General features: G+C 62.3%; 27 protein-coding genes, 1 tRNA gene and 1 pseudogene. 11 read left to right on the top strand and 18 right to left on the bottom strand.

Going from position 1 to position 25,228, the window contains the following annotated elements; genetic code table 11:
• Positions 1-98: 98 nt before the first annotated feature.
• Entirely contained in the window at positions 99-431 is a 333-nt protein-coding gene (locus FF80_RS00335; protein WP_035096675.1) for a hypothetical protein, read from the top strand.
• Between the two features lie 101 nt (positions 432-532).
• Positions 533-991, top strand: a pseudogene (locus FF80_RS00330) (cell wall hydrolase); the annotation flags it as partial.
• Between the two features lie 24 nt (positions 992-1,015).
• On the opposite strand, the gene FF80_RS00325 reads toward FF80_RS00330, so the two are convergent.
• Entirely contained in the window at positions 1,016-1,567 is a 552-nt protein-coding gene (locus FF80_RS00325) for a DUF2076 family protein (protein WP_244445666.1), read from the bottom strand.
• Between the two features lie 202 nt (positions 1,568-1,769).
• Here FF80_RS00325 and FF80_RS21530 point away from each other — a divergent pair, with 202 nt between their 5' ends.
• Positions 1,770-2,171 (top strand): hypothetical protein, encoded by a 402-nt coding sequence (locus tag FF80_RS21530; protein ID WP_152558211.1) that lies wholly within the window; start codon positions 1,770-1,772, stop codon positions 2,169-2,171.
• A gap of 53 nt (positions 2,172-2,224) precedes the next feature.
• Here the strand turns inward: FF80_RS21530 and FF80_RS00315 are convergent, their stop codons facing one another.
• From FF80_RS00315 to FF80_RS00305, 3 genes are all read right to left on the bottom strand, one after another.
• Complete coding sequence (locus tag FF80_RS00315) at positions 2,225-2,497, bottom strand: EscU/YscU/HrcU family type III secretion system export apparatus switch protein (protein WP_035096672.1); 273 nt, start codon at positions 2,495-2,497, stop codon at positions 2,225-2,227.
• Complete coding sequence (locus tag FF80_RS00310) at positions 2,494-4,140, bottom strand: flagellar hook-length control protein FliK (protein ID WP_035096671.1); 1,647 nt, start codon at positions 4,138-4,140, stop codon at positions 2,494-2,496. Before FF80_RS00310 ends, FF80_RS00315 begins: the two co-directional genes overlap by 4 nt.
• A gap of 106 nt (positions 4,141-4,246) precedes the next feature.
• A complete protein-coding gene (locus tag FF80_RS00305) occupies positions 4,247-4,990 on the bottom strand; it encodes a glycosyltransferase family 2 protein (protein ID WP_035096669.1) in 744 nt (247 codons plus the stop codon).
• Positions 4,991-5,166: 176 nt separating this feature from the next.
• Between FF80_RS00305 and FF80_RS20745 the strand changes: the two genes are divergently transcribed.
• On the top strand, positions 5,167-5,967 hold the full coding sequence (locus tag FF80_RS20745) for a FecR domain-containing protein (RefSeq protein WP_052153012.1): 801 nt from the start codon (positions 5,167-5,169) through the stop codon (positions 5,965-5,967).
• Between the two features lie 6 nt (positions 5,968-5,973).
• Here the strand turns inward: FF80_RS20745 and FF80_RS00295 are convergent, their stop codons facing one another.
• Entirely contained in the window at positions 5,974-6,474 is a 501-nt protein-coding gene (locus FF80_RS00295) for a DUF1993 domain-containing protein (protein ID WP_035096666.1), read from the bottom strand.
• A 99-nt stretch (positions 6,475-6,573) separates the two neighbouring features.
• Here FF80_RS00295 and FF80_RS00290 point away from each other — a divergent pair, with 99 nt between their 5' ends.
• A complete protein-coding gene (locus tag FF80_RS00290; protein ID WP_035096664.1) occupies positions 6,574-7,374 on the top strand; it encodes an ion channel in 801 nt (266 codons plus the stop codon).
• Between the two features lie 3 nt (positions 7,375-7,377).
• Here FF80_RS00290 and FF80_RS00285 read toward each other — a convergent pair whose 3' ends face one another.
• From FF80_RS00285 to FF80_RS00270, 4 genes are read right to left on the bottom strand one after another with little or no spacing between them, the layout of a single operon-like run.
• Positions 7,378-10,074, bottom strand: a complete 2,697-nt coding sequence (locus FF80_RS00285; RefSeq protein ID WP_035096661.1) for a sensor histidine kinase — start codon at positions 10,072-10,074, stop codon at positions 7,378-7,380.
• Positions 10,074-10,301 carry a hypothetical protein gene (locus FF80_RS00280; protein ID WP_035096660.1) on the bottom strand — a complete coding sequence of 76 codons (228 nt, stop codon included), beginning with the start codon at positions 10,299-10,301 and terminating at the stop codon, positions 10,074-10,076. Before FF80_RS00280 ends, FF80_RS00285 begins: the two co-directional genes overlap by 1 nt.
• Positions 10,285-10,668, bottom strand: coding sequence for a response regulator (locus FF80_RS00275; protein ID WP_035096659.1), 384 nt, complete (start codon positions 10,666-10,668; stop codon positions 10,285-10,287). Before FF80_RS00275 ends, FF80_RS00280 begins: the two co-directional genes overlap by 17 nt.
• Before the next feature lie 55 nt (positions 10,669-10,723).
• Positions 10,724-12,343 (bottom strand): XRE family transcriptional regulator, encoded by a 1,620-nt coding sequence (locus FF80_RS00270; protein WP_052153011.1) that lies wholly within the window; start codon positions 12,341-12,343, stop codon positions 10,724-10,726.
• A gap of 190 nt (positions 12,344-12,533) precedes the next feature.
• On the opposite strand from FF80_RS00270, the gene FF80_RS00265 reads away from it, so the two are divergent.
• From FF80_RS00265 to FF80_RS00245, 5 genes are all read left to right on the top strand, one after another.
• Entirely contained in the window at positions 12,534-13,889 is a 1,356-nt protein-coding gene (locus tag FF80_RS00265) for a substrate-binding protein (protein WP_035096658.1), read from the top strand.
• A gap of 165 nt (positions 13,890-14,054) precedes the next feature.
• Positions 14,055-15,086 (top strand): branched-chain amino acid ABC transporter permease, encoded by a 1,032-nt coding sequence (locus tag FF80_RS00260; RefSeq protein WP_035096656.1) that lies wholly within the window; start codon positions 14,055-14,057, stop codon positions 15,084-15,086.
• Position 15,087: 1 nt separating this feature from the next.
• Positions 15,088-16,227 (top strand): branched-chain amino acid ABC transporter permease, encoded by a 1,140-nt coding sequence (locus tag FF80_RS00255; RefSeq protein WP_052153010.1) that lies wholly within the window; start codon positions 15,088-15,090, stop codon positions 16,225-16,227.
• An 11-nt stretch (positions 16,228-16,238) separates the two neighbouring features.
• Positions 16,239-17,003, top strand: coding sequence for an ABC transporter ATP-binding protein (locus tag FF80_RS00250; RefSeq protein ID WP_200877142.1), 765 nt, complete (start codon positions 16,239-16,241; stop codon positions 17,001-17,003).
• A gap of 14 nt (positions 17,004-17,017) precedes the next feature.
• Entirely contained in the window at positions 17,018-17,773 is a 756-nt protein-coding gene (locus FF80_RS00245) for an ABC transporter ATP-binding protein (protein WP_035097002.1), read from the top strand.
• 193 nt (positions 17,774-17,966) lie between these two features.
• Here the strand turns inward: FF80_RS00245 and FF80_RS00240 are convergent, their stop codons facing one another.
• The 8 genes from FF80_RS00240 to FF80_RS00210 all read right to left on the bottom strand — a co-directional run bounded on the left by FF80_RS00240 (position 17,967) and on the right by FF80_RS00210 (position 23,020).
• Entirely contained in the window at positions 17,967-18,728 is a 762-nt protein-coding gene (locus FF80_RS00240) for a 5-oxoprolinase subunit PxpA (RefSeq protein ID WP_035096655.1), read from the bottom strand.
• A complete protein-coding gene (locus FF80_RS00235; protein ID WP_052153009.1) occupies positions 18,725-19,630 on the bottom strand; it encodes a biotin-dependent carboxyltransferase family protein in 906 nt (301 codons plus the stop codon). Before FF80_RS00235 ends, FF80_RS00240 begins: the two co-directional genes overlap by 4 nt.
• Positions 19,627-20,310, bottom strand: coding sequence for a carboxyltransferase domain-containing protein (locus FF80_RS00230; protein WP_081917097.1), 684 nt, complete (start codon positions 20,308-20,310; stop codon positions 19,627-19,629). Before FF80_RS00230 ends, FF80_RS00235 begins: the two co-directional genes overlap by 4 nt.
• A gap of 168 nt (positions 20,311-20,478) precedes the next feature.
• Positions 20,479-20,655 (bottom strand): hypothetical protein, encoded by a 177-nt coding sequence (locus FF80_RS21770; protein WP_160172770.1) that lies wholly within the window; start codon positions 20,653-20,655, stop codon positions 20,479-20,481.
• Positions 20,656-20,774: 119 nt separating this feature from the next.
• Positions 20,775-20,972, bottom strand: coding sequence for a hypothetical protein (locus tag FF80_RS21215; protein WP_152558210.1), 198 nt, complete (start codon positions 20,970-20,972; stop codon positions 20,775-20,777).
• A gap of 61 nt (positions 20,973-21,033) precedes the next feature.
• Positions 21,034-21,123 (bottom strand) — tRNA-Ser (locus tag FF80_RS00220).
• 38 nt (positions 21,124-21,161) lie between these two features.
• Complete coding sequence (locus FF80_RS00215) at positions 21,162-22,133, bottom strand: quinone oxidoreductase (RefSeq protein ID WP_035096651.1); 972 nt, start codon at positions 22,131-22,133, stop codon at positions 21,162-21,164.
• Positions 22,130-23,020, bottom strand: coding sequence for a TerC family protein (locus FF80_RS00210; protein WP_081917093.1), 891 nt, complete (start codon positions 23,018-23,020; stop codon positions 22,130-22,132). Before FF80_RS00210 ends, FF80_RS00215 begins: the two co-directional genes overlap by 4 nt.
• A gap of 227 nt (positions 23,021-23,247) precedes the next feature.
• On the opposite strand from FF80_RS00210, the gene FF80_RS00205 reads away from it, so the two are divergent.
• Positions 23,248-24,411 carry an FAD-dependent monooxygenase gene (locus tag FF80_RS00205; RefSeq protein WP_052153008.1) on the top strand — a complete coding sequence of 388 codons (1,164 nt, stop codon included), beginning with the start codon at positions 23,248-23,250 and terminating at the stop codon, positions 24,409-24,411.
• Between the two features lie 56 nt (positions 24,412-24,467).
• Here the strand turns inward: FF80_RS00205 and FF80_RS20740 are convergent, their stop codons facing one another.
• Entirely contained in the window at positions 24,468-25,202 is a 735-nt protein-coding gene (locus FF80_RS20740) for an invasion-associated locus B family protein (RefSeq protein WP_052153007.1), read from the bottom strand.
• Positions 25,203-25,228: the final 26 nt, after the last annotated feature.

The following is a 25,228-nucleotide window of genomic DNA, read 5'->3' as shown; positions in this document are numbered from 1 at the left end:
CAAGCCCCGCGCGTCAATTCGGCCCATTTTCCCGGCCATCGGAACCAATGGCGCAAGGCAGAGTTGACCGAGGACAACGGAAACCATGGAGCGTCTTTATGGCAACTTCAGCACGACGGGCTATCAAACAGATTGAAGAGGCTGGCGACGACATCTCCGACAACCTCCTCCACCAGATCGCCGCCCTGCGCAAGGAAATCTCCACCGTAGCCGACGCAATTGGCGATTATGGCGGGCACCGGATGCATGACGTGCAGCATAATGCAGTCGCATTGGCCAATGAAGTGCGCCACCAGGGCGCGGCCGTTGCCAAGCAGGTCAGCCGCCAGGCGGGCGTTGCGAGCCGCGCAGCGCGGGACCACCCGGTGCCGCTGATCATCGCCCTTGGCACGATTGCCCTGCTCTCGGCGCTCATTCTCCGGCGCGATTAGTTGCGTTAGCGTTTTGCTAACCGTGCTGGTCACCGTTTCCTTAATCGTACAGAGTCATTTTCGGTCAAACTTGCACCGTTGCAACAGACCGGAGATGACCCATGCACTTTTCGTCGAAGGCGCTCTTGCGCGTCGCCGCCTTGGCTGTCGTCGCCTCCAGTCTGGGCGGCTGCAGCTTTCTCGGCCTCAATTTCGGCATGGCCCAGCTCAGCGAGAAGGAATGCCTGATGCGCGCAATGTATTTCGAGTCGAACCGCTCAAGCTCGGAGGGCATGTTGGCAGTGGGCACGGTGGTGATGAACCGCCTGCAGGATGCTCGTTATCCCAAATCGGTCTGCGGCGTGGTGGGGCAGAAAAACCAATTCGCCCAAGGCGTACTCACCAAGAAGATGACCGACAGCGGCGCTGTGCTGGCCTCACAGGTGGCCGACCAGGTGCTGCGCGGCGCGCGGCACCCAGGCGTGCAGAATGCGCAGCATTTCCACACGGCTGGCCTGCGCTTCCCCTACAACAATATGCATTACGTACTCGAAGCGGGGGGCAACGAGTTCTACGAGAAATACTAGCTGGCGCCGTGGCTTAGCTTAGAAATCGCCGCCCAAATCGAAGTCGTCGCCGCCGCCGAAATCGGTATCACCGGCGTCGGTTTCTTCCGGCGCCGGTTCCAGAGGCTGATCCGCTTGATATTCGGATGCATTGGCCTGGCCACCCAGCATGCCGGCAATCGCCGAGCCGAGCAGCAGCCCGCCCGTGACACCTAGCGCTGTCTGCGCTGCGCCGGCCAGAAAGCCACCACCCTGCCCGCGACCAACATCCCTGTCGCCGCCCTGATCCCAGGGGCCGCGGGTACGCCTTGTGGGCCGGGCCGGTTCATCGCCGCCAAACAGGCCGCCGAGAAATCCGCCGCTGGGTTGCTGTTGGGCTTCCAGTTGCTCAATGCGCTCGCGCGCTGCGCGGAGGGCCTGTTCCTGAACCAGGATGGTCTGCGCCATGTAGTAGGGGGACGGCGGATAATCGCGCAGCCGTTGCTGAATCAAGGCCTCCGCCTCGGCCTCACGCGGCGGGCTTTTGCGGGCCGCGGTTTCGATTCGGTCGAACAGGTCGTCTATGGCGTCGCGTTCCTGCGGATTCAGCATTGTCGGGCTCCCTGACATCTCGTCGTAACAAGGACATGGGAAACCTCACACCGCGTTGCAACCGGGCGAAAACTACGATCTATGCAAAGAATTCAAGCTGCCGCGAAGATGCCGCAAAGTTGACCGAATTTCGTCCAGCTTCGTGCGGTAACGAAGCGGTGATCTATAGACCTAACATTATAAAATTTATGGGAGATTGTCGATGAATTCAAAAATCCTGCTGCCGATGGCCGCTCTTTCCATGTTTGCGCTGGCCGCATGCAGCGATCCGCAGACCCCTGCCGCGCCTGCCGCCACGACCGAGACCACGGCGCCTGCTGCCACTCCGGCTCCGGCAGAGCCGGCTGCTGCACCGGCCGCAACTCCCGCAGCAGCGCCCGCCGCTCCCGCTGCCGGCGCAGCCACGATGACGCCTGAGCAGGCCATGCAGGCCGTACAGGCGCAGGCTGCCAGCATGACTGACGAACAGAAGACCGAAACGATCGCCGCGGCCCGTAAGGCTGCTGAAGACGCCGGCAGGGCCCAGGGCCTGTCCGAAGAGCAGATCAAGCAGGCCGCTGACATGGCCGAGCAGGCCACCAAGCAGATGCTCGGCGTTCAGTAACAGCGCCGTTTCCGATCTGAGCCTTCGGCCCCGCAATCCATTGGATTGCGGGGCTATTTCTTTGTGCTGAGGCGCAAAACATAGCCGATCACCACGGCAATCGATTCGTAGAGTTCGATCGGGATGGTTTCGTCGAGTTCGACCCCGCTCAGGGCTTCGGCGAGCATGGGATTGGCTTCGATCACCACGCCGTGCTCTTCGGCCATCGCGATAATGCGCTCGGCAACCAATCCCCTGCCCTTGGCGATGACGCGCGGGGCATCGCTCGTGCCCTTCTCATATTGCAGCGCGACAGCCAGGGCGCGGGGCTTGATATCCTCGCTCATGTCTGGGCATCCAGAAAGTGACCGGATGGCATGGGCGCGGCTGAGGGCTCGCCCCGGCGCACCACGATGGCGCCGAGTTGCAGGCCGGTGGCCGCAAGGGCGCCGCGCAGTTCCGGCAATTCGCTTTCCAGCATGGCGGCGGTTTCCGGCTCACTTGCCCAGAGCATGACGCCGGTGGCTTGGCCCCGCAGTGAAACCTGCGCCCCCAATTCGCCAAGCGCCGGCAGATTGAGGGCGAACCGCATCTGCCAGCCGCGCTCGTCGTCCTGTTCGGCGCCACTTTTTCCATCGCGACGAATCTGCATTTGCAGGAGCGTTTGGTGATTGCCGATCAGCACGGGCAGATCGAGGCTCCAGTCCCCGCCCGGTTTGCCACCGGGATCAGGCAATGATGCATGCTGATGGAGGCGGATGCGGGACAGAGCGGAATCGGTGCGCTCCAGCAGTATTTTGCCGGCGTCTTCCGGCGTTATAGCCGAGTCGATGCCGGGGGACTCGTGCGCCGAGCGGGCGCGCAATACACCACCGCGAACCGGCGGCGCCATCGTTGCGGCCGCGATCGGCCCTGCCTGTTGCCCGAGCCAATTGGTCAGCGTTTGCCGCAAGGTCAACAGCGCCGATTTCATGTCCGGTTGGGCCGGCATTCGGCCAGCGGCCAGTGCAGTCTCCTGAAATATCCCGGAGCCGAGCACAGCCTTTTGCAGAGCCGCGCCGTCAAGCTGCCCATTCAGAGGCAGCCGCCCGGCCAATACCTGTTGCGCCGCCCGCGCAACAGGCTCCGGCAGCGCAACTTTTCCGGCGATTGCGGCCACGGCCGCGGTGAGCGCGGCCACGCTGCCTTGCCGTTGGGCGGAAGTCTGCACCATCTGCGCCAATGCTGCCTGCGGCGTGGTCGAAGCCTGCTGTTGCCCGGCGGCGGGAATTGGTGTGTTGGCCACCAGCGGCAAGGCGGTGAGTTGCGGCGTAGGCTTGGCAGTGACTGGGACTGCGAGCGCCGCTGGGACGGCCGGCGCCTGCTGCCGCGTTGGGGGCGAGACCGGTAACTTGGTGGCTACATTTGCCGGAAACACCGATGCCGGCTGGACCTGGCCTTGGGGTTGCGCCACCACTGAGGCCTGCTGGAGCGCCGCTATTGGGGCAGATGCGGGCGGGACCGGGCCCTGCGGCAACACAGATGCCGGTGCGGGCGCCGCTTGCGGCGTTGAACCCGACAGGGCTGCGTTGGGGATTGGGGCTGCAGCCACTGGCCCTGTTGGCACTGATCCGGCAGGCGTCGTTGGCAATGCCGTGGCCGGCACAAGCGTATCCGGCATGGCTATGGCCGGCAGCGAAATGCTGATCTGAACCGGCAACGGCGCAGCGGGCACGGCGCCTGGCTGAACAGGCAGGTTTTGTGGCTGCAGGGCAAGCCGCAACTGGCTGCCGCTGCCCTGAACTTCCAAATGCAGGACCATGCCCGTCTTGGTGGGAACCGGCAACACCAGGTTGAGCGTCTGGTCGCCGATTTGCACCTGCGTGCCGCCATTGGGCGCGGGGCCCAAGACCTTGGCCGCGACGACTTGCCCCGGCTGCAAGGCCAGAGCCTCAAGCGCATTGCTGCGCGCGGCGGCGACCAGCGTTGGAAATTGCGAGGAAATCGGCATGGAACGCCCGCGCCTCCGCCGCCCCATGCGGCTAGTGCGCTAGCCTAGCAGAGCAAATCGCAAAGCCGCATTAAAATGGCGGCAGGCATTAGCGAGAGCCGACGGCCTAGTTCGGTCGGATATCGGTATAGCTCTTGGTCGCCGGCTTGCCGCGGAAGGTCACCCAGAAGAAGTTGAGCGTATAGGTGCCCGCGGTGCGGAACACGCCTTCCTGTTCCAAACGGCGGCCCGAAGTTTTCATCTTGAGGGCAAAGGTCCATTTGACGCTGCCGACCTTGGAGAGGCGTACGGCCACGTCGGTATCTTCGCCGAAGAATTCGATCGAGCGGTCATAGCCGCCGACCTGTTCCCAGGCCGCGCGCTTGAACACGAAATTGCCGCCCTGCACCACCGAGCCGACCCGCAGGATGAAGCGGTTGAACACATAGATCAGATAGGTAAGGCCGTAGAACATGGTCACCAGAAACCGATTGAAGCGGCTCATGTCGTAATAAACATAGGGACCGCTGAGGCAGACCAGCTCGGGATCCCTGGCGAATTCCGACATCACCGTATCGAGCCAGCCTGGGGGCACCACGGTGTCGCTGTCGATATTGGCGATGAGATCAAATCCCTCGGTAGCGGCAAAGCCGGCGTCACGGGCATTGACCAGCCCCTTTTGGGGCTCATCGACCACGCGCACGCCAGCAAAACTGCGGGCGATCTCGCCAGTGCGGTCGGTGGAGGCATTGTCGACGACCACGATGTCGGCGTCGGCGCCCGAGCGCGCCACCTCATCGACCACGGATTGCAGGCATTTGCCGATCAGCGCTTCTTCATTATACGCCGGGATGACGAATGCCAGTTTCATGGATGCCTCGTGTTGTCGCGGAATCTGCCAATAGCGTTTGCAGCGGGCCACGGCAATGTTTTCCGTACCAGTGCGCAGGTCTGGCACATTTCCCGGCGAAGAAATGTCTGCTATCAAGAGGCGGTGTGCGGCGCCGATTTACTTACCTGGCTCAGGATAGTCCGAAAGATCGCGCAATGATCATCCGCCGAATACTGCAAACCTTCCTTGCTTTGGGCTTTGCCCTGATTGTCGCTCCAGCGGCCAATGCGGCTGGCGAAGGCACGGCGGTGGGAGTCAGGCCCGACGCAGTAGCCCGCGTCAGTTCAAACGATCGGATTCTGGAAGTCGGTAGCGATGTGTCGGTGGGGGAATTGATCGTCACCGGCGGTTCTGGCCAGGTGCAGATCTTTTTTGCCGATGCAACCAGGCTGGTCGTTGGTCCCGGCAGTTCGCTACTGATCGAGACCTATCTGCTTTCAGGACCAAATACGGCCAGGAAGCTGGCGATCAATGCGTTGGGTGGCAGTTTTCGCTTCATTTCGGGCAATAGCCCGAAATCGGCCTATTCGATCGAAACACCTGCCGCGGCCATCGCCGTACGCGGCACCGCGTTCGATTTGATCGTTACCAGGCAGCAGACCCTCGCCATGCTCTACGAGGGTGCGCTGCAGCTGTGCCGCGGTGCGGGTGAATGTGCCCAATTGGCCGAACGCTGCGCCGTGGGTTATGCAAATTCCAGCGGGGCTGCGCGACTGTCCATGCAGGACAGCCGGCGGCCGCAGGTGGTCGCCGGGTTCGGCTATTCGCGGTTGCAGCGGCAATTACTGCCCGACTTCCGCGTCAGCGGCGCTGGCCGGTGCCAGGAACTCGGCACCAGCGGGGCCGAGTCGATCAATAGCCTGGGCGGCTGGCCTGACATGCCCGACGATGACAGGCCGAACACGCCCGGCACCCCTACGGCACCGGGCGGTCAGAATTCGCGTACCGTTCCCTGATAGCGATCAGCCGAGATAATCGCTTTTGCCGACGGGGACGCCGTTGTGGCGGAGAATGGCGTAGGCCGTGGTGACGTGGAAGAAGAAGTTGGGCAGCGCCCGCTGCACGACATAATCCTCCCCGGACAGGGTGACATCGCCGGCGCGGAGCTTGAGCGTCACCGGACGCGTGTCGGAGCCTTCGAGGTCTTCGGGCTTGATCGTGGCGAGCAGGTCGAGGGTCTTGCGCAGGCGGGCGCGCAGTTCGTCGAACGTGATTTCATCATCGGCCCAAGACGGAACCGGCTGGCCGGAGAGGCGCGATACACAGCCCTTGGCGTGGTCGGTGGCAATCTGCAACTGGCTGCGGAACGGCAGCATATCGGGGGCCAGGCGCGAGGCGACGAGCACGCCAGTGTCGAAATTGCGCTCGGCCGCATAGGCGTCAGCCTTGTCCATGATTGCCAGCAGATTGGTCAGCATGCGCTGGAAGAACGGCACTGTCATGCCGTACATCGAGATGGTCATCGAACTTATCCTGATTGTCTGTTCCCGAATGGGAAGACACTTGTGCACCAGCTGGTTTGGCGTGACAAGTAGCGTCTCCTTGTGGTGGTTTGAGGAAGCATGAGCAAGACGACCGACGAGGCTCCACAGAGCCGCTTTGCCCGGCTGCGGTCAACCCTGCGCCTGCTCTATCATGGTCAATCGCCCACCGCGCAACGCTTCCAGGCAGCAGCGCTGATTGTCGATCTGGTCATCATCGTCTTTTTCATTCTCACCCCGCTGCTGCGTGACAATGCCTCGTTCCTGTGGATCGACTATTCGATCGCGGCCCTGCTGGCCGCCGACCTGATCGCCCGTGCACTGGCCTCAACCGATGTGCTGCGCTGGATGCGGCAGTTTCCGGTGATCATCGATATTTTCATCCTGCTGACGCTGCTGGCGCCAACCTGGTTGGTCAATCTGGGCTTTCTGCGGATCATGCGGCTATGGACGCTGACGCGGTCCAGTTCGTTTTGGCGGCCACTACGCAAGCGCGGGCTGGATGCCTATCAGCCCACCGTGCAGGCGGTGATCAACCTGCTGGTTTTCCTGTTCGTGGTGACCGGTTTTGTCTACACCGCCTTCGCCAACGAGGATTCCGGCATCGCTGGCTACGTTGACGCGCTCTATTTCACCGTGGCCACCGTCACCACGACTGGATTTGGCGATATCACCCTGCCCGGAACATGGGGCAAACTGGCCTCGATCATCATCATGATCATCGGCATATCGCTGTTCGTGCGGCTGGCCCAGTCGATCTTCCGCCCCTACAAGGTGCATTTCCCCTGCCCGCAATGCGGGTTGCAAAAGCACGATCCGGACGCCGTGCATTGCAAGGCCTGCGGTCACGTCCTCAACATTCCCGATCACGGTCACGACTAGGTTCTAGCGCAAAACGGCCAGCCGCACCCGGAAACAGGCGCCGGGCAGCGGCCCGGCGACCAGGTCCAGCGAGCCATTCATGCGCGCCACGATCTGCCGGCTGATGGCCAACCCCAGCCCAGCCCCGCTCTGATCGGCCGAGCCGTGCTGGCCGCGCGAGAATTTTTCAAAGATCAGACTGCGCTCGGCCTTGCCAATACCCGGGCCATTGTCGGCGATTTCCACCCCATAGAAACCGGCGCGGACGGAGGAACTCACCCGTAACAACGGCTCTTCCGCATCGTTATATTTCACGGCGTTGGAAATGATGTTGATGAACACCTGGCATAGCCGGTCGCCGTCGCCATCCACCATGCCAGCCCGTGCCCGGCTGCCGAACTCCACGCGCATGCCGCGCTGGCGCAGGAGCGCGTCGCAAACCGACAGCGCCCGTTCCAACGCGGCCTCGGCATCGGTGGGCACGTTTTCCCAAGTCCGCTCCCCGCGTTCCAGTGCATTCAGATCGAGGATTTCGTCGAGCAGCCGGGTCAAGCGCAGGCTTTCCTGGTGGATCGTCGACACGAACCGGTGCCGCTGCTGCTCGTCCAGTTCACCCTGGTCGAGCAGGATTTCCGAGAACGAACGGATCGAGGTCATCGGCGTGCGCACTTCGTGGCTCACCTGGCTCAAAAAGTCGTCCTTCTGACTATCGAGTACGCGGAGCTGGGCGTTGGCATCTTCGAGCTGCTGGGCGGTGGAACGCAGCTCAGCCGAGGTTTTCTCCAATTGCTGGGAATATTCGATGACCTGCTGGGTTTCGTCGGCCATCTGCATGACCTCTTCCAGCGACACCTCGGCGCCGGCAACTACCTTCGACAGCATGACATGGGCCGATGCCGCCCCAATCGAGCCGGCCAGTTCGCGCTCGAGCCGCCCGATAAATTCGGGCGATGGATTGAGCATGGCGGGGGACACGCCGCTTTCGCGCGCCGCAGTTTCGAATAGCGCCGCAGCACGGCGTTCACCCAATACACGCTCGGCGACGAAATAGAGGTCGTTGGCGGTCGCCACACCGCGCATGAAATTGCGTGGCGCGATATTGCCGCGGCGGAACACGTCGACAAACACATTGGCCTGGATGCGTTCGAGTGTGGATTGGCTGGTCAGCAACGACCCGACAATCAGGGTGAACGTGTTGATCGAAAGGCTCCAGAACGCCGCGTGGGCGAGCGGGTCTAGGCCGTCCAACCCGAACATTGCCTCGGGCCGCAGCCAGGAAATGCCCCAAGGGCCATCGCGTAACAATTCGGCTACTTGTGGCGAGACGGATTCGAACGAGGGCAGGAAGCTGCTCCACACCCAGATGACGAAGCCCGCCGCAATCGCGGCCGTTGCCGCCTTGAGCGAGGCATCACGCCAGAACAGAGCGGCCAGAACGGCGGGGAAAAATTGCGCAATGGCGGTGAAGGAGATGAGGCCGATTGGGGCCAACGCGTTGGAATCGCGGGTGAAGAAGAAATAGAAAAACCCAAGCGAGAGGATGAGTACGATGGAAAACCGCCGCGCCACCAGCAGCAGGTGGCTGACCCCCTGCCCGTCCCGCCCGCTGGGCGTGAACCGCAGCACGAGGGGCATGACGATGTGGTTGGAGACCATGATCGAGAGTGCGATGGACTCCAGGATGATCATGGAGGTGGCCGACGAAAAGCCGCCAATGAAGGCGAACAGCGCCAGCCCACTCTGACCGGCCGCCATGGGCAGGGTCAGCGCGAACATATCGGGATTGGCGCCGGCTGGCATCGTTGTCAGCCCATAAAGCGCTATGGGCAGGATGAAGATGCTCATCAGCATCATATAAGCGGGAAAGGCCCAACCGGCGACGCGGAGATGGTCTTCGTCGGAATTTTCGACCACCGTCACCTGGAACTGGCGCGGCAGGCAGACGATGGCCGCAATGGAGAGACCCAGCGTGGTCAGCCAGCGGTCATCGAAGGTGTTTTCGACGTCGAGGGTGAAACCACGCGCCGCGGCATTGCGAAAAATCGCCTCGAAACCGCCGCCGATGAACACCACGAACACGCCGACGGCCACGAGCGCCGCCAGCTTCACCACCGCCTCGAAGGCGATGGCAGCCACCACCCCGTGATGCTGCTCCTTGGCGTCGACATGTCGCGTGCCGAACAGAATGGTGAACAGCGCCATGGCCGCTGCGACACCAAGCGCCAGGCCCACATCATCAATGCCGGCAAGGCTCCCCTGCCCGAACTCGGAGGCGCCGGCGACGGCCTGGATCGATGAGGTCACCGCCTTGAGCTGTAGCGCTATATAAGGGGCAATGCCGATCACCGCGATGCAGGTGACCAGCACGGCCAAACGGCTCGACTTGCCGAAACGGGAGGACAGCAGATCGGCGACGGAGGTGATGCGCTGGAGATGGCTGATACGCACGAGGCGCCGCAGCACCAAATACCAGCCGACAAAGACGATGGTGGGACCCAGATAAATGGTCAGGAATTCGAGGCCGCTGCGCGCTGCATTGCCGACCGCGCCATAGAAGGTCCAGCTGGTGCAATAGACCGATATCGAGAGCGTATAGACCGCAGGGGAATGCAGGAATGACTTCTTCCGCTCGCGCGCCCGCCGATCGCCAAAATAGGCCAGCACGAACAGCAGGCCCACATAGGCGACGGCCGTGGCGATCACGAAATCGGCCGAGAGCATTATTCGCTCTCCCCATTATCGGCGCTATCGCGCGGCATCCAATGGGTCAGTAGTACGGTAGCGGTAATGATCAACGCCCACCAGGCAAAGAGATAAATGACGACCTGCGGCACGCCGAAATGGCTGATCGGCTGGCTGAAAATATACGCCAAGGGCGGCACGATCAGCAGTGTGCCGAACACCGTCAGCGCCAGCATGGCGGCTTCGAGCTTACGGCGCTCGGCCATGATCGCCCAGCAGGCGCCGCACGGCCCCAACAACGTCGGCATTGGCATAGGGCTTGGTGACGAATTCGTTGGCCCCCAGCTCCTCGGCAATGCGCTTATCCTGCTGCTGGCCTTTGGCCGTCAGGATCAGCACTGGCAATAGCCGCGTATCAGCGCTGGCGCGGATGGTCTTGAGTACGTCGAAGCCACTGCGCTTGGGCAGCATCACATCAAGCACCAGTACACGCGGTTGCAGCCGGCGTACGCCTTCAAGCACCGCTGCGCCGTCAGTGACCGAGCTGATGGTCCAGCCAGCTCGCCGAAGAATGAAATCGAGCGATTCAAGAATGCTCGGCTCGTCCTCGGCAATAAGTATGTCGATCGCCAAAATTCCCCCTCATATCCGCAGTCTCCCCTCCGCAGATCGCGACACTAAAGCGCAATCATGCGGAATCGCCAAGCTGAAAACCAGCGGGCAACAGCGGGGCGCGGATTTCTCCATTCGTCCCAGTGGGCGAAAGCGCCTCTTCCTGGCGGCTCGGGCAGTCGCGCCGCGTGCACAGCCGGCAGCTTGGCCCTACCGGCACGTCCGAGGATGTGTCGGAGAGATCGAGACCCGAGCCATAGATGGTGCGGTCAGCATGCAGCACGTCGCAGGCCAGCATGATCGAGGCGGTCGGCGCTTGCTCGCGGAATGAGGCCGTACGGCGTTGCACCGTCCGCGCGATGAACAGATAGCGGGAACCGTCGGAAAAGCGGACCACTTGCCGCACGGGCGTCTCCGGCGTGCGGAAGGCACCATAGATGGCCCAGAGCGGGCAGGCATGCCCGCTATTGGGCAGCAACAGGCCGGGCAGCGGAAAGTGCTTGGTGAGCCGCCCGGCAGGGTCCGATCGCAGGAAGCCGAAGGGCACCCCCTCCTCGCCCGGCCGCCGCAATGTCACCAGCCGCTGGGCCACCTGCTCGTAGCTGGCGTGGTAGATCTGGCAGAGGTGATCGATGTCATAGGCCGCTGCTTCGGCGTGGTCGCGGAACCGGCGATAGGGCAGGATCATCGCACCGGCCAAGTAAGAGCCCAAGGCGCGGGATGCGAGCCGTTGCGCGACCGGGGATGAAAGCCGCGCGTTCATGAGCTGCTGGGCAATCACGTCCGGCGCCGCGAGTTCGCCAAACAGCCGGGCCAGCTGGAATTGGCGCGTCGCGAGCTTGGTCGAGCCTTGCAGCCACATGACGCGCTGCTCGCCATCGAACCGGTATTGACCCGGAAAGCCTTCCGGCGCGGCGCCGCCGATATTCACGGTGATGCCGAACCGTTCTGCCAGCAAATGGGTCAGCGTGGCCATGCCAAAGGGGCCGGCTCGTTCGATCTCGCTGCGCAAGGAGTCTGCAGCCGTCTCGAGTTCGGGGAAATAATTGTTCTGCTCGATCAGCAGATCGTCGATCTCGCGTGCCGGGGAAATATCCCGGCTATCGCGGCGGGCGATGTCGAATTGGCCGATCAGATTGCGGGCCACATCGGTCAATGCCAGGGTTTCGCGGCCAATGGCGGAAAGGAATTGCCGGCGCTCGGCCTCGCCCAGATCAGGCACATCGACCAGGATTTCGGCGCTGGAGCGGATGGCGGTTACGCCGGAGAGGATCTGGTGCAGGAACTGCGACAACAATGGGTCCGAGCGCAGGCGATCGGCATAGGCATCGGCGCTGAGTTGCGCGCTAATATAGGCGCGGTGCATACGCGCCAATGCAGCGCCGCTGGCTGGGTATTGCGCCACCAGTTCGCGGCGCTCGTCCGGGCGGAAGGGCAGCGACTCAAGCATCGGATCGGCAAAGGCCTCCTCAAGGTCCTGCAACAGCTTTTGCTCTGCACGGCCGGCCAGCTCGTCGATATCGATGTGCAGATGCTGCGCAACGCGGTTGAGCAGCGCCCCGCCGATGTCGCGCTTGTTGTTTTCGATCAGGTTGAGATAGCTCGGCGAAATGCCGATCAACCGCGCCAGCGCCGCCTGCGAAATCCTCAACGATTTCCGGCGGCTGCTGATGCGAAAGCCAATTGGCGCGCGCATTCGTAACACCTCCCCACCGGCACCCTGTCAATGAATTGACTATTGTTGCGCCAGATAAGTGCAATAATTTACAGGATGTTGCTGCGATTACAATGCTGTATTGCCATCGTTTGCAGTGAAGGCAAATACTCCTAATGCGGCGAGTAATTGGCTATGCACCAATTGCCCCGCGCCAATGAGGAGGAAATCGATGACAGTTTTCAAGCGCGGTCCCAGCCGTCGCCGTGTGCTGCAAACCGGCCTGGCCGGTATTCTCGCGACCGGCGTGGCGCCGCTAATTCTTAGTCGTGGCGCCTGGGCGCAGGAGTTTTGCAATAATCCGACCGGCGACACCGTCACATTCGGGCTCAACCTGCCACTGACCGGTGCCTATGCCGAAGAAGGCGCCGATGAGCAAAAGGCCTATCAATTGGCCATCCAGCATCTCAATGGCGAGGGCGATGGCGGGTTGATCAGCGTGCTTACGCCCACCGCGCTCAAGGGCAATGGTGTGCTGGGCAAGAAGGTCGCATTCGTGACCTCGGACAGCCAGACCAAAGCCGACGTGGCCCGCGCCGGCGCCACCCGCATGATCGAACGCGACGGCGCCATCATGGTTTCGGGCGGGTCGTCCTCGGCCGAAGCCGTAGCCGTGCAGGGCCTGTGCCAGGAAATGGGCGTCATCTTCATGGCGGGCCTGACCCATTCCAACGATACCACCGGCAAGGACAAGAAGCGCTACGGCTTCCGCCACTTCTTCAACGCCTACCAGTCCGGTATCGGCTTGGCCCCAGCCATTGTCAAAGCCTATGGCGCCGACCGCAGGGCCTATCACCTGACGGCCGACTACACCTGGGGCTGGACCCAGGAAGAGTCGATGAAAGCGGCGACCGAAGAGCTTGGCTGGGAGACGGTTCAGGCCGTACGCACACCGCTTGGTGCGGGCGACTTCTCGCAATTCCTCACGCCTGTGCTGAATTCGGGCGCCGACGTGCTGATCCTCAACCACTACGGCAACGACATGGTCAATTCACTGACCCAGGCCGTGCAGTTCGGCATGCGCGATCGCCAGACCAATGGTAAGAATTTCGAGATCGTCGTGCCGCTGTTCTCCGAATTGATGGCCAAGGGCGCCGGCGCCAATATCAAGGGCATCTACGGCACCTCGAACTGGCATTGGAACCTGCAGGATCCGGGCACGATAGCGTTCACCAAGTCGTTCGGCGCCGCCTATGGTGCGCCGCCATCGCAGGCTGCCCACACGGCCTATGTGCAGGCCCTGCTTTACGCCGACGCCTGCGAGCGCGCCGGCACCTTCTATCCGCCCGAAGTCATCAAGGCGCTGGAAGGATTCGAGTTCGACGGCATGGGCAATGGCCCCACGCTCTATCGCGCCGAAGACCACCAATGCATCAAGAACGTGCTTGTGGTGCAGGGCAATGAGAGCCCAACCAGCGAATATGACGTGCTCAACGTCGTGCAGGAAATACCGCGCGACGCGGTGGCCTACGATCCGGCCATCTTCGGCGGCGATCTCGGCCCGGCGGAACCCGCGCCGATCTGCTGATTGCTTGCGCCCGCCCCCGCAACGGGGCGGGCCTTCTCCCAGTAGACCTCATCCTGAGCTTGTCGAAGGACGAGGGCGTACCACCGGGCATCGTGCCACGCCCTCGTGGTTCGACAGGCTCACCATGCGGTCTACTGGACGATTGAGGCTCGATCGGAGCACAACATGTTCGAAGTTATTTTTCTGCAGTTCCTCAACGGCCTGGACAAGGGCGGCGCTTATGCCCTGATCGCGCTGGGGCTGACGCTGGTGTTCGGTACGCTGGGCGTCGTCAATTTCGCACATGGCGCGCTGTTCATGCTGGGCGCCTTCTGCGCCGTACTGTTCCGTCAGCTCATCACGTTTGAAACGGTCACCATCGATCCGACCAAGCTGTCGCCCTGGGGTGCGCCACTCGAGGTGCGCGCGCCGCTGGTGCAGACCTGGTTCGGTGATTTCGGCGCGGTGCTGGTCAATTATTCGGTGCCGTTCTCAATCCTCCTCACCATTCCGGTCATGTTGGTGATCGGCATTGCGCTTGAGCGCGGCATCATCAAGCACTTCTACAAACGCCCGCATGCCGAACAAATCCTTGTGACTTTTGGCCTAGCCATCGTGGCGCAGGAGATCATCAAGTCGTTCTTCGGCCCCAATCCGATCCCCCAGCCCATGCCTGAAGGTTTGCGCGGTGCGGCCGATATCGGCGCCTGGCTCGGCATGCAGGCCAATGTCATCACCTATCCGATCTGGCGTCTGGTGTATTTCCTCTTTGCCGGGGTGATCATTGGCGGCGTCTTTGCTTTCCTCCAGTTCACCACTTTCGGCCTGGTGGTTCGCGCTGGTATGGCCGACCGGGAAACCGTCGGGCTGCTCGGCATCAATATCGACCGGCGCTTCACCATCATGTTCGGCCTCGCCGCGGTCGTCGCCGGCATGGCAGGGGTGATGTACACTCCGCTACTGCCGCCGAACTACCATATCGGCATGGATTTCCTGGTGCTGAGCTTTGTCGTGGTCGTGGTGGGTGGCATGGGCTCGCTGCCCGGCGCTGTGGCCGCCGGGTTCCTGCTGGGGATCCTTCAGTCCTTCGCCTCGATGACGCAGATCAAAGCCATCGTTCCGGGCATCGACCAGATCATCATCTATCTCGTAGCGGTGGTCATTCTACTGGTTCGCCCGCGTGGCCTGTTCGGCCGCCGCGGCGTGATGGAGGCCTGAAATGCTCGCCATGTCACGCAACGACCTCCTGCTGTTTCTGGGCTTCACCATCGCCGTGCTGGCCATGCCGATCTGGCTGCAGCCATTCGGTGCGGCCTATCCCGACCTGCTGCAGCGATTCACGATCTATGCGATCCTGGCTGTGGGCTTCAACATCCTGTTTGGCCTCACCGGCTATCTGAGCTTCGGTCACGCTGCCTTTTTCGGCGTTGGCTCCTATGCGGCCGTCTGGTCGTTCAAGCTACTGAGCATGGACGCCATTCCCGCAATGGCCTTTGCCATCGTCGTCTCGGGAATATTTGCCCTGCTGATCGGCTATGTGAGCCTGCGCCGTTCGGGCATCTATTTCTCCATCCTGACGCTGGCCTTTGCGCAGATGAGCTATAATCTTGCCTATTCGGTGCTGACGCCCATCACCAATGGCGAGACCGGGTTGCAACTCGACCTGGCCGATCCGCGCTATCTGGATCGGGCATTTTCGGCAGCGCCCGCGGGTCTGCCCTCGCCCACCCTGCTTGGGGCCCCGCTCACGGGCTATGCCGGATTTTACTTCTGCGCCGGCTTCCTGATCATCGCGTTCTTCATTGCCCAGCGCATTACGGGTTCGCCGTTTGGCATGATGCTCAAAGGCATCAAATCCAACCAGACGCGCATGAACTATACTGGCTTCAACACCAAGCCCTATACGCTCGCGGCCTTCGTGATTTCGGGCATGTATGCGGGCCTGGCCGGTGCGCTGCTGGCCATCACCGACCCATTGGCTGGCGCCGAGCGCATGCAGTGGACCGCCTCGGGCGAGGTGGTGCTGATGACGATCCTGGGCGGCGCGGGCACGCTTGTCGGCCCGGTGATCGGTGCCTGGCTGATCAAATATTTCGAGAATATCTTCTCGGCCATCAATGACAGCATCCTCACGCGCTTCTTTGCCTTCCTGCCCGAGGGAGCCGACCATGTGGCCGTCACCATCGCCAGCAAGTTCGTGGGCGAAGGCTGGTTCCTGACGCTGGGCCTGGTCTTCGTGCTGATCGTGGTCTTCCTGCCCGGAGGCATCATGGAGGGCGTACGGCGCATTGTTGGCCTGTTCAACCGTTCCGGCAAAACGCCACGGCACACGCCAGCCCAAGTGCAGCCCGCAGAATAGGACCGGACACGATGACCATGCCAAATGTTGTTCTGCACGTTGCCGATGTTCACAAACGCTTTGGGGGCCTTCACGCCCTGGCCGATATCGACCTGCAGGTGGAAGAAGGCCAGACCCACGCCATTATCGGCCCCAATGGGGCGGGTAAATCCACCCTGCTCAATGTCATCATCGGCAAGCTGGCGCCGACCAGCGGCACGGTGGTGTTCGACGGTGCGATCCTGACCGGGCGCAAGCCATACGAGATCAACCAGCTCGGCATTGCCCGGGTGTTCCAGACGCCGGAGATTTTTTCCGATCTCAGCGTGTTGCACAATGTGATGATCCCGGCACTCGCCAAGCGCGACGGCGCGTTCAAGCTCAACATGCTGCGCGCGCTCGATAGCGAAACCGGCATTCGCGCCGAGGCGCAGGACATGCTGGAAGATGTCGGCATGACCAGTAGCCGCGATATGGCCGCCGGCAGCCTCAGCCGTGGCGACAAAAGGCGGATGGAGCTGGCCATGTGCCTGATCCAGCATCCTCGCCTGCTGCTGCTCGACGAACCAACTGCCGGCATGAGCCGCCACGACACCAATACGACAATCGAATTGCTCAAGAAGATCAAGAGCCGCGGCATGACCAAGGTGATCATCGAACACGACATGCATGTGGTGTTTTCGCTGGCCGACAAGATTTCCGTGCTGGCGCAGGGCCGCATCATAGCCGACGGTACGCCCGATCAGGTGCGGGGCAATCCCAAGGTGCAGGAAGCCTATCTCGGAGGCACCCATTGATGAGTGCAATCGCCATGGAGACCCAAATTCTCGGCAATAGCCAGGCTGCCAGTATCGAGACCACGCGGCCATTCTTTTCTGTGCGCGACATGCACGCCTATTATGGCGAGAGCTATATCGTGCAAGGCGTGTCGCTCGATGTGCGGCAAGGCGAAATCCTGGCCCTGCTGGGCCGCAATGGCGCAGGAAAGACCTCGACTCTGCGCACCATCGCCCGTACCGATGATCCGCAGATGCGGCAAGGCGAAATCTGGCTGGATGGCAAGCCTATCCACCAGATGAAGAGTTTTGAGGCCGCGCGAGCGGGCATTCAGCTCGTCCCCGAAGACCGGCGCATCATTGCGGGTCTCACGGTCGAGGAGAACATTACCCTCGCCAGGGTTGCCCCAGGCAATGGCTGGAGCCTGGAGCAAATCTATCAGAGTTTTCCCCGGCTTGCCGAACGGCGCAAGCAGGAGGGTGTGACGCTGTCGGGTGGCGAGCAGCAGATGCTCGCTATCGCCCGGGCGCTGGCGCGCGAACTCAAGCTCCTTTTGCTCGACGAGCCCTATGAGGGTCTCGCTCCGGTCATCGTGCAGGAAATCGAGCGCATTCTGCATTCGATCAAGCCGCTGGGCATTACCACGATCATTGTCGAGCAGAACGCCGTCGCGGCGCTCAAGCTGGCCGACCGCGCAGTGATCCTTGATACCGGCGAGGTCGCCTTCTCGGGCACCGCCAAGGAGGTGTTGGACAATACCGAGCTACGCCACGAATACCTGGCCATCTAGGAGAAGCATGTTGCTCCAGTAGACCTTATCCTGAGCCCGTCGAAGGACGAGGTCGTGGCACTCCGCACTCCATTCGCTCGACCTCGTGGTTCGACAGGCTCACCATGAGGCCTTCTACCAATTACCCTGGGTCTTTCGACCAAAAGGCATTCCGCCGACTTCACCTCTCCCATAGAGAGGCCCAGGGTAAACTTCAGGCGGTAGGCGGCTCAGGGGGCTCCGCCGTGATTTCGATCCCCTCGCCCTCCAGCGCATCGCGCACTTCGCGCGCCAGGTCGATGGCGCCCGGCGTGTCCCCATGCAGGCATATCGAGCGCGCCGACGATTTCAGCACGGTGCCATCAATCGCGACCAATTCACCCTTTTGCGCCAGCCGCAGGCAGCGTTCGATCACGGCATCAGTATCGTGCAGCACGGCACCCTCCTGGTTGCGAGGCACCAGCAGTCCCTCGGCCGTATAGGCCCGGTCGGCATAGGCCTCGCGGATCAGTGGCATGCCAACGGCCTTGGCCGCGCGCACCTGCTGGCTATTGTCGAGCGCCAGCACCGCCATTTTGGGATTCATCGCCTGAATGGTGGAGAATATGCCGACAGCGAAGGCCAATTCCTCGGCGGTCTGGTTCGCCAGCGCGCCATGCAGCTTCACATAGGATAGCGGCACACCAACCTCGTCGGCGATGAAACGCACCAGAAAGAGTTGGGAGCGAATCTGGCCCAGCAATTGATCGAGTGGCATGACCACGCGAAAGCGCCCGAACCGTTTCGGATCGGCATAGCCGGGGTGAGCCCCTGCCCGCACCCCACGTCCCTTGCAGATTTTGAGAATGTGCCGGATTGTCGGCGCATCGCCCGCGTGGCCACCACAGGCGATAGAGGCGCTGGAAACAATGGCCAGCAGGTCCTCGTCGGTCCCCATGCCTTCGCCCAGGTCGGCATTGAGATCGATACTGGTCATGGCTGGCCGCTCCTCAACAATAGGTGGGCATGGTCCACATTGATGGACTGGAAAGCAACTGGGGCGCCCGGCCGCAACTGCGCGAAGCGGTCGAGATCGACGCTGGCAATGGTCGCGATGCGCGGATAGCCGCCGGTCGGCTGATGGTCACGCATCAAGACGACGGGCGTGCCATCGCCCATGATCTGGATATCGCCCGGCACCACGGCGTCGGACACTAAAGACAAGATTTTTGCCGCCGCAAACACTCCTGATGGATCGCTCAGGCGGACGCCCATGCGGTCCATCTGTCGCGCAATGGCAAAAGTGGCATGGAGAAAACGCTGCCGCAGGGACTGCGTGAACATGTCCGCATGCAGGCCCCAAATCACGCGAATAGGGCCGTCATACTGCCGTGGTTCTATGACGCTGTCCTTCAATGGTGAGCCAACGCCTGCCAAAGCCAGTACGTCGCCTGCCTTCAGCGCCCGCCCCTCCAGGCCACCGATCATCGCTCGCGTGCTGGTTGAGAGGCCCCCCATCACAACAGGTAAATCGAAATTGCGGTCAAAGCGCAGATAGCCGTAATTGCCCCAATCGCCCGGCGTGATGGATAGTCTGTCCCCCGCCTTCAGCTCGACCCGGCCGGGCCAGGCCAATGAAGTCCCGTTATGCGCGGCCTTGAAGCCCCCGCCCGCCATACCCGCAACACAGCGGCCCTTGCTCATTTCGATGTCGAGCCCCGCAGCGGTGAATTCGATGGCGCCATCGCTCTGCACGCCAGCCAATGCACCCGCCAGCCGGAAAGCGCCGGCGTCCATGGCGCCCGATGCGCTGATGCCATGGCGCAGCATGCCGAAGCGTCCCGCATCCTGGATGGTGCTGAGCGGGGCGGCACGGGAAATGGTCAAAACCGCGCTCATGCCAGCGCCTCGAATATCAACTGGTCGCCGGGCGCGAGCGTGGTGGGCGGCAGCGCCGCCATGTCGAAATTGGCAAAATCGGTATGCCCGATGACGTGCCAGCCCGTAGGGATTTCCGTTGCCGTGATTGCGGTTTGCCCAGCGGCGAACAAGACGCTGCCCCTGGGCACGGACCGACGCACGACATTCCGGCGCGGCAATACCAGGGCTTCGGAGTGAAAGCCGCAATAGACAAAGCCGGGCGCAAAGCCGGTGGCAAGGACGCGCAGCGTGGTGCCGTTATGCGCAGCTACGAACGCTTCGGCCGTTAGCCCCAAAGCCGCTGCGACCTCTTCAAGATCAGGACCAGCCCCACCTCCAAAACGGGTCGGAATGGTCCACGCCGCCGCCGGCGACGCCGCCGCATCGAACGAAAGGCCGAACAATCGCAGCCGCACTTCGCCCATGAGTGTATTCAGCGCCACAATCCGGGGATCGTAGCGCAAGAGCACGGACACCAGGTTCGGCACCACTTCGACCACACCGGGCACGGGGTCGCGGGCGAGCGCTTGCGCGCAGCCAATCGCGGTCCGGTTGGCCAGATCGGTCAAGGAGGTTGCAAAGCGGATCAGCAGGGCAGCGTCGCCCAGAGGCAGCAGCGTGGGCGGTGGCAGCATCGGTAAAGGGGCCGGGCCGGCCATGGCACAGCCTCCTCGGCTGATTCATGCATGAGCCCTAGTCCTGTCGGACCTGCCCTTATGGGTCAACCCGGTCGATGGGGGCGAAGGCTCTGCTTGCCCCCGGAAGACCGTTTGTTCACGCCAGTACCCGAAGGCACCAGCCAGATATGACCGGCCGGGCTTGTCCGGTCAGTTCGGATCTCTGCCGTCCTGTTCGACCACGGCATCAAACAATTGCCGGGCCTGCCCAGCACCGATCGCCTCGATGGCGACAGCTGCTATGGCGGCGAACAGTTCCGCGATTTCCTGGGGATCGGTGATTTCGGCGTCGTCGTCTTCAGCGTCGGCGTTGATCAGAGTAAACACAATAACGCGCCTCCAAAGTAGCCAATGGAGGGATTGTGACGCGATTCCCCTTACGGATTGAATAATGGAAATCTGCCTGTGCCCATAAGGTGGGCAATTGCCAGATACGGCAGCGGGGCTTACTCTTCGCCCGCTTCGAGCTTCTCCAGATAAGATTCGATATCTTCCAGCGTTGCCGAAAACGGCAGCGGGCTGTGGCCGTAAATGACCTTGAAGCTCTCATCTTCCCGGATGGCGTGGCCGCCCTTGCCCTGCTTGGCCGTGAGCTTTTCCGCCGTCAGAATGGTCAGGCCATAGCGTCCTGCGAGCCGCTTCATGCGGCGCATTCGCGATGCATCGAATTCCTTGCGGCTCACTGTATGACCTTTGCGCAGAGTTTGGCGGGTAGGGAGGGATTCGAACCCCCGGAACGCTTTCACGTTCGCCGGTTTTCAAGACCGGAGCAATCAACCGCTCTGCCACCTACCCGTTGGAGGTCAGCGTTTAGCGGTTGATCGCAAAACTGTCTAGGGCAGTAACACAACCGAGCCGGTGGTCTGCCGCCCTTCGAGGGCACGATGTGCCTCGGCGGCGTCTTTAAGCGCAAAGGTCTGGTTGACCGCCACCTTGATCTTGCCGCTGGCGACGGCGTCGAACAGGGCACCGGCCGCAACAACGAGCGCGGAGCGTTCGGCGACGTAGTGAGCCGTGGTCGGCCGGGTCACATAGAGCGAGCCCTTGCGCGACAATACGGTGAGGTCGGGAATCGAGACCACGCCCGAGGCATTGCCGAAGCTCACCATCAATCCGCGCGGGCGCAGGCAATCGAGCGATTTGTCGAAGGTGGATTTGCCCACCCCGTCATAGACGACGTCGACGCCCCTGCCCCCGGTCAGTTCCTTGACCCGCCCGGCAAAGTCCTCGGTGGAATAGTTGATCACGGCATCGCAGCCATTTTCGAGCGCCAGCGCCACCTTTTCAGCGCTGCCCGCCGTACCGATGACCCTGGCCCCAAGCGACTTGGCCCATTGCGTAGCGATCTGCCCCACGCCACCAGCCGCGGCATGCCACAGAATAGTTTCGCCCGCAGCCAGCGGCCAGGTCTGAAACAGCAGGTAATAGGCGGTGAGGCCCTTGAGCATGATGGCAGCGGCGACCTGGTCATCCACGCCATCGGGAATGGCGACGATGCGTTCGGCATTCAGCAGCCGCTCGGTGGCATAGGCGCCAATCTGCCCCTGGTAGGCGACGCGGTCGCCCACCTTGAACTCGGCGACCCCTTCGCCCAGCGCCGTCACCACGCCCGCGCCTTCACTGCCGGCAACAAAGGGCAGTTTTTGCGGGTAGAGGCCCGATCGCTGATAGGTATCGATGAAATTGAGCCCGATGGCGGTCTGCCGCACGGCAACCAGCCCCGGTCCGGGAGCGGCCAGCGGCCACTCCTCATAGCTCAGGACTTCGGGGCCACCGTGCTGATGGACGACGATTGCCTGGCTCATGGCTTGGGTGCCTTGGGCTTGCGGGGCGCCGATTTCGGACGCGCTTGCGCCCTGGCGGCCGGCGTGGCCTTGGCACGTGGCTTAGCGACAGCGGCGCCAGCCTGGGCGGCAACGGCACCGGTGGCGCCGGTAAAAGGTGCGATCGGCTTGGGCGCGTGTCCGCTCTTGTTAACCCGGCGCTGCTTGGCGAAAATATTGACCGCCTCGACCAGCACCGAGAAGGCCATGGCCGAATAGATGTAACCCTTGGGAATATGGAAGCCCAAGCCGTCGGCCACCAGCGTCACGCCAATCAACAGCAGGAAAGCCAGGGCCAGCATCTTGGTAGTGGGGTGGTCGGCCACGAATTTGGCAATCGGGCCGGATGCAAAAAACATCACCGCGACCGCGACCAGCACGGCGGCGATCATCACTGCGACCTGATCGGGCGGCACCATGCCGACGGCGGTGATGATGGAATCGATGGAGAAGACCATATCGATCACCACGATCTGCAGGATAATCGCCTGCAGGCCTGCCTTGGCCTTTTCAGCCAGGTCCATTTCATGCGGTTCTTCGATAGCCGCGTGCATTTCGTGGGTGGCCTTGTAGATCAGGAATGCGCCACCGGCGATCAGGATCAGGTCCTTCCAGGATAGCGCCAGCCCGAACAGGGTCACCACCGGGTCCTGTAATTGCACGATCACGCTGATCAGCAGCAGCAGGATGATGCGGAACACCAGTGCCAGGCCAATGCCTAGCTTGCGGGCGAATTCGGCCTGCTCGCGCGGCAGGCGCGAGACGAGCACGGAAATGAATACGATATTGTCGATGCCCAGCACGATCTCCATGACCGTCAGGGTTGCAAAGGCGATCCACACATTGGGATCGGCCAATAGCTCAAGCATTTCCGGCTCCGTTCAGGGTCTTTGATGGCACCAAACTTATGCGGTGTGCCCGCACAGGGGAAGGCAGCATCCCCAGATTTCGTCCACCTGCGGCAGAAAGCACATTGCGGCGTGCTGGTCGGCATGACGGGCGCGATGTTAGTCTGCGGCCAATCAGCCTTGCGAGTCATAGCCATGGAATGTTCTACCCCCACCGCGACAGACAGTGTATGCGCGGTTGCGGTCCGATGAGTGCGCACGACGCCGATGCCATTATCGTTGGCGGCGGCCTCGCTGGCGTCGCCGCAGCGATTGCCGTGGCCAAGGCCGGGCTGAAGACCATCCATCTGGCTCCTGCCGGACCACCGGATCGGCGAACATCGGCACTGATGATGCCCAGCGTGGATTATCTGATTGCCACTGGGCTGATCGATGATCCCGTCGATATCGGCCATCCCCTGACGCAAATCCGCATCATCGACGCCACTGACCGTCTCATTCGCGCGCCCGAAACGCTATTCGATGCCCAGGAAGCCGGGCTCACGGCCTTCGGCTGGAACTTCGCCAATGCCCGCCTGGTGGAGCGTTTCCACAGCGTGGCTGCGACCCTCGCCGGGCTCGAAATCCGCAATATGGGCGCCACCGCCTTTGCCGCGGACGATACCGGCGGAACGCTGACGCTGGCCGATGGCAGCACGCTTTCTGCCTCCTTGATCATCGGCGCCGATGGCAAGTCATCCCTCATTCGCACTGCCGCCGGTTTTCCGATCCACGAACATCAGTTCGAGCAGGCGGCGCTGGTCTGCGATCTCGATCTTGGCCGTCCCATCGGCGGCACATCCATCGAATTTCACTATCCCAATGGTCCCTTCACCCTGGTGCCGGCCGGCGACAAGCGGGCCAATCTGGTCTGGATCGACGAGCGGTCGGCCCTGGAAGCCGCCCGCAATGGTGGACCGGAGGCGCTGGCAAAGCTCTTTGCCGGGAAATCGCAGCGGCTGTTCGGCGCCATCCAATTGGTCACGCCAACCCATATCTTCCCGCTCAGCACGCTCGGCGTCAGCAAGCCCGGCAAACAAGGCGTGGTCCTGGTGGGGGAAGCGGCCCACGCCTTCCCGCCTATCGGCGCCCAGGGCCTCAATCTGGGCCTGCGCGATGTGGCCGATCTGGCCGATTCCTTGCAGGGCGTGGACCGGGCACTGCCGGATTGGGCTGACAAGGTCAGCGAAAGCTATGCCAGCCTGCGCGCTGGCGATCTGGCCCGCACCGGCACCATGGTCGATGCGCTATTCCGCTCGCTGCTGGCCGATATGTTGCCCGCTCAGGGGCTGCGGGCGGGCGGGCTATGGGCGTTGCGTCTGTTGCCGGCCCTGCGCAAGCAGGCGTTCACCATCGGCATGGGCAATCGCTGAAAAAGCCAAGGGCGCGGTTTCCCGCGCCCTTCAAATCTCTATTCTTGAGCTTGCGCTTACGGCGTAGCCGGCGCTGCGCCTTCTGCCGGTGGGGTTGCCCCTTCAGCCGGCGGCGTCTCGCCATTGAGCTGCTTGCGCAGTTCTTCGGCGCGATCCTGCAGCACCTGCTCGAGAGCATTGGAGCCACTGGTTTCCTGGCGGAACTGGTCGAAGGTCAGCGCAGCGTCGCCATCATAGGTGGCGGTGAAACCAGCCAGGTTGATCTCGATGGTGAGATCTTCGTTCTGGCGGTTCTTGGCGGTCAGCTTGAGCGTGCCGCCCTTCTTGAGCGAGTTCACATACTGTTCGTTGATCACCAGCTGGGTGGCGCACGAGGTGGGGTCGCACAGCATATAGGGCACGCGGATCGGCTTGGCGCCATCGATCTGCCAGGTCAGGCCGAACGGCAGCAACACGCCGAGGGGGACAGCTGCGACCGCAAGAAGCCGGCTTTCCTGGCCCGGATCGTCGCGCAGCAGGAACGAGCCGAGGAACTGGCCATTGGCCAGCACGACCTGGCGCATGATGCAGGCCTTCTGCCCATCGGGCAGCGGATCGCAAACCTTGAGCCAGTTCTGGCTCGTCACGCCGGCAGGCGTGGCAGCGGGAGCGGCAGCACCATCGGCCGGAGCGGCGGGTGCCTCAGCGGCAGGAGCAGCCGGCGGCGTGGTTTCCTGGGCGAAAGCCGACAACGGGGACAGCATCAGCGCGGCCGCCGCAAAACCGGCGACGAGGGGTTTCCTGAACTTCATAGAATATCCTTGGCTTCCTTGGCGGT

It is taken from the genome of Devosia sp. LC5 (assembly GCF_000735585.1).
GTDB lineage: Bacteria > Pseudomonadota > Alphaproteobacteria > Rhizobiales > Devosiaceae > Devosia.
This window is presented reverse-complemented; position numbering and strand designations above follow the sequence as displayed.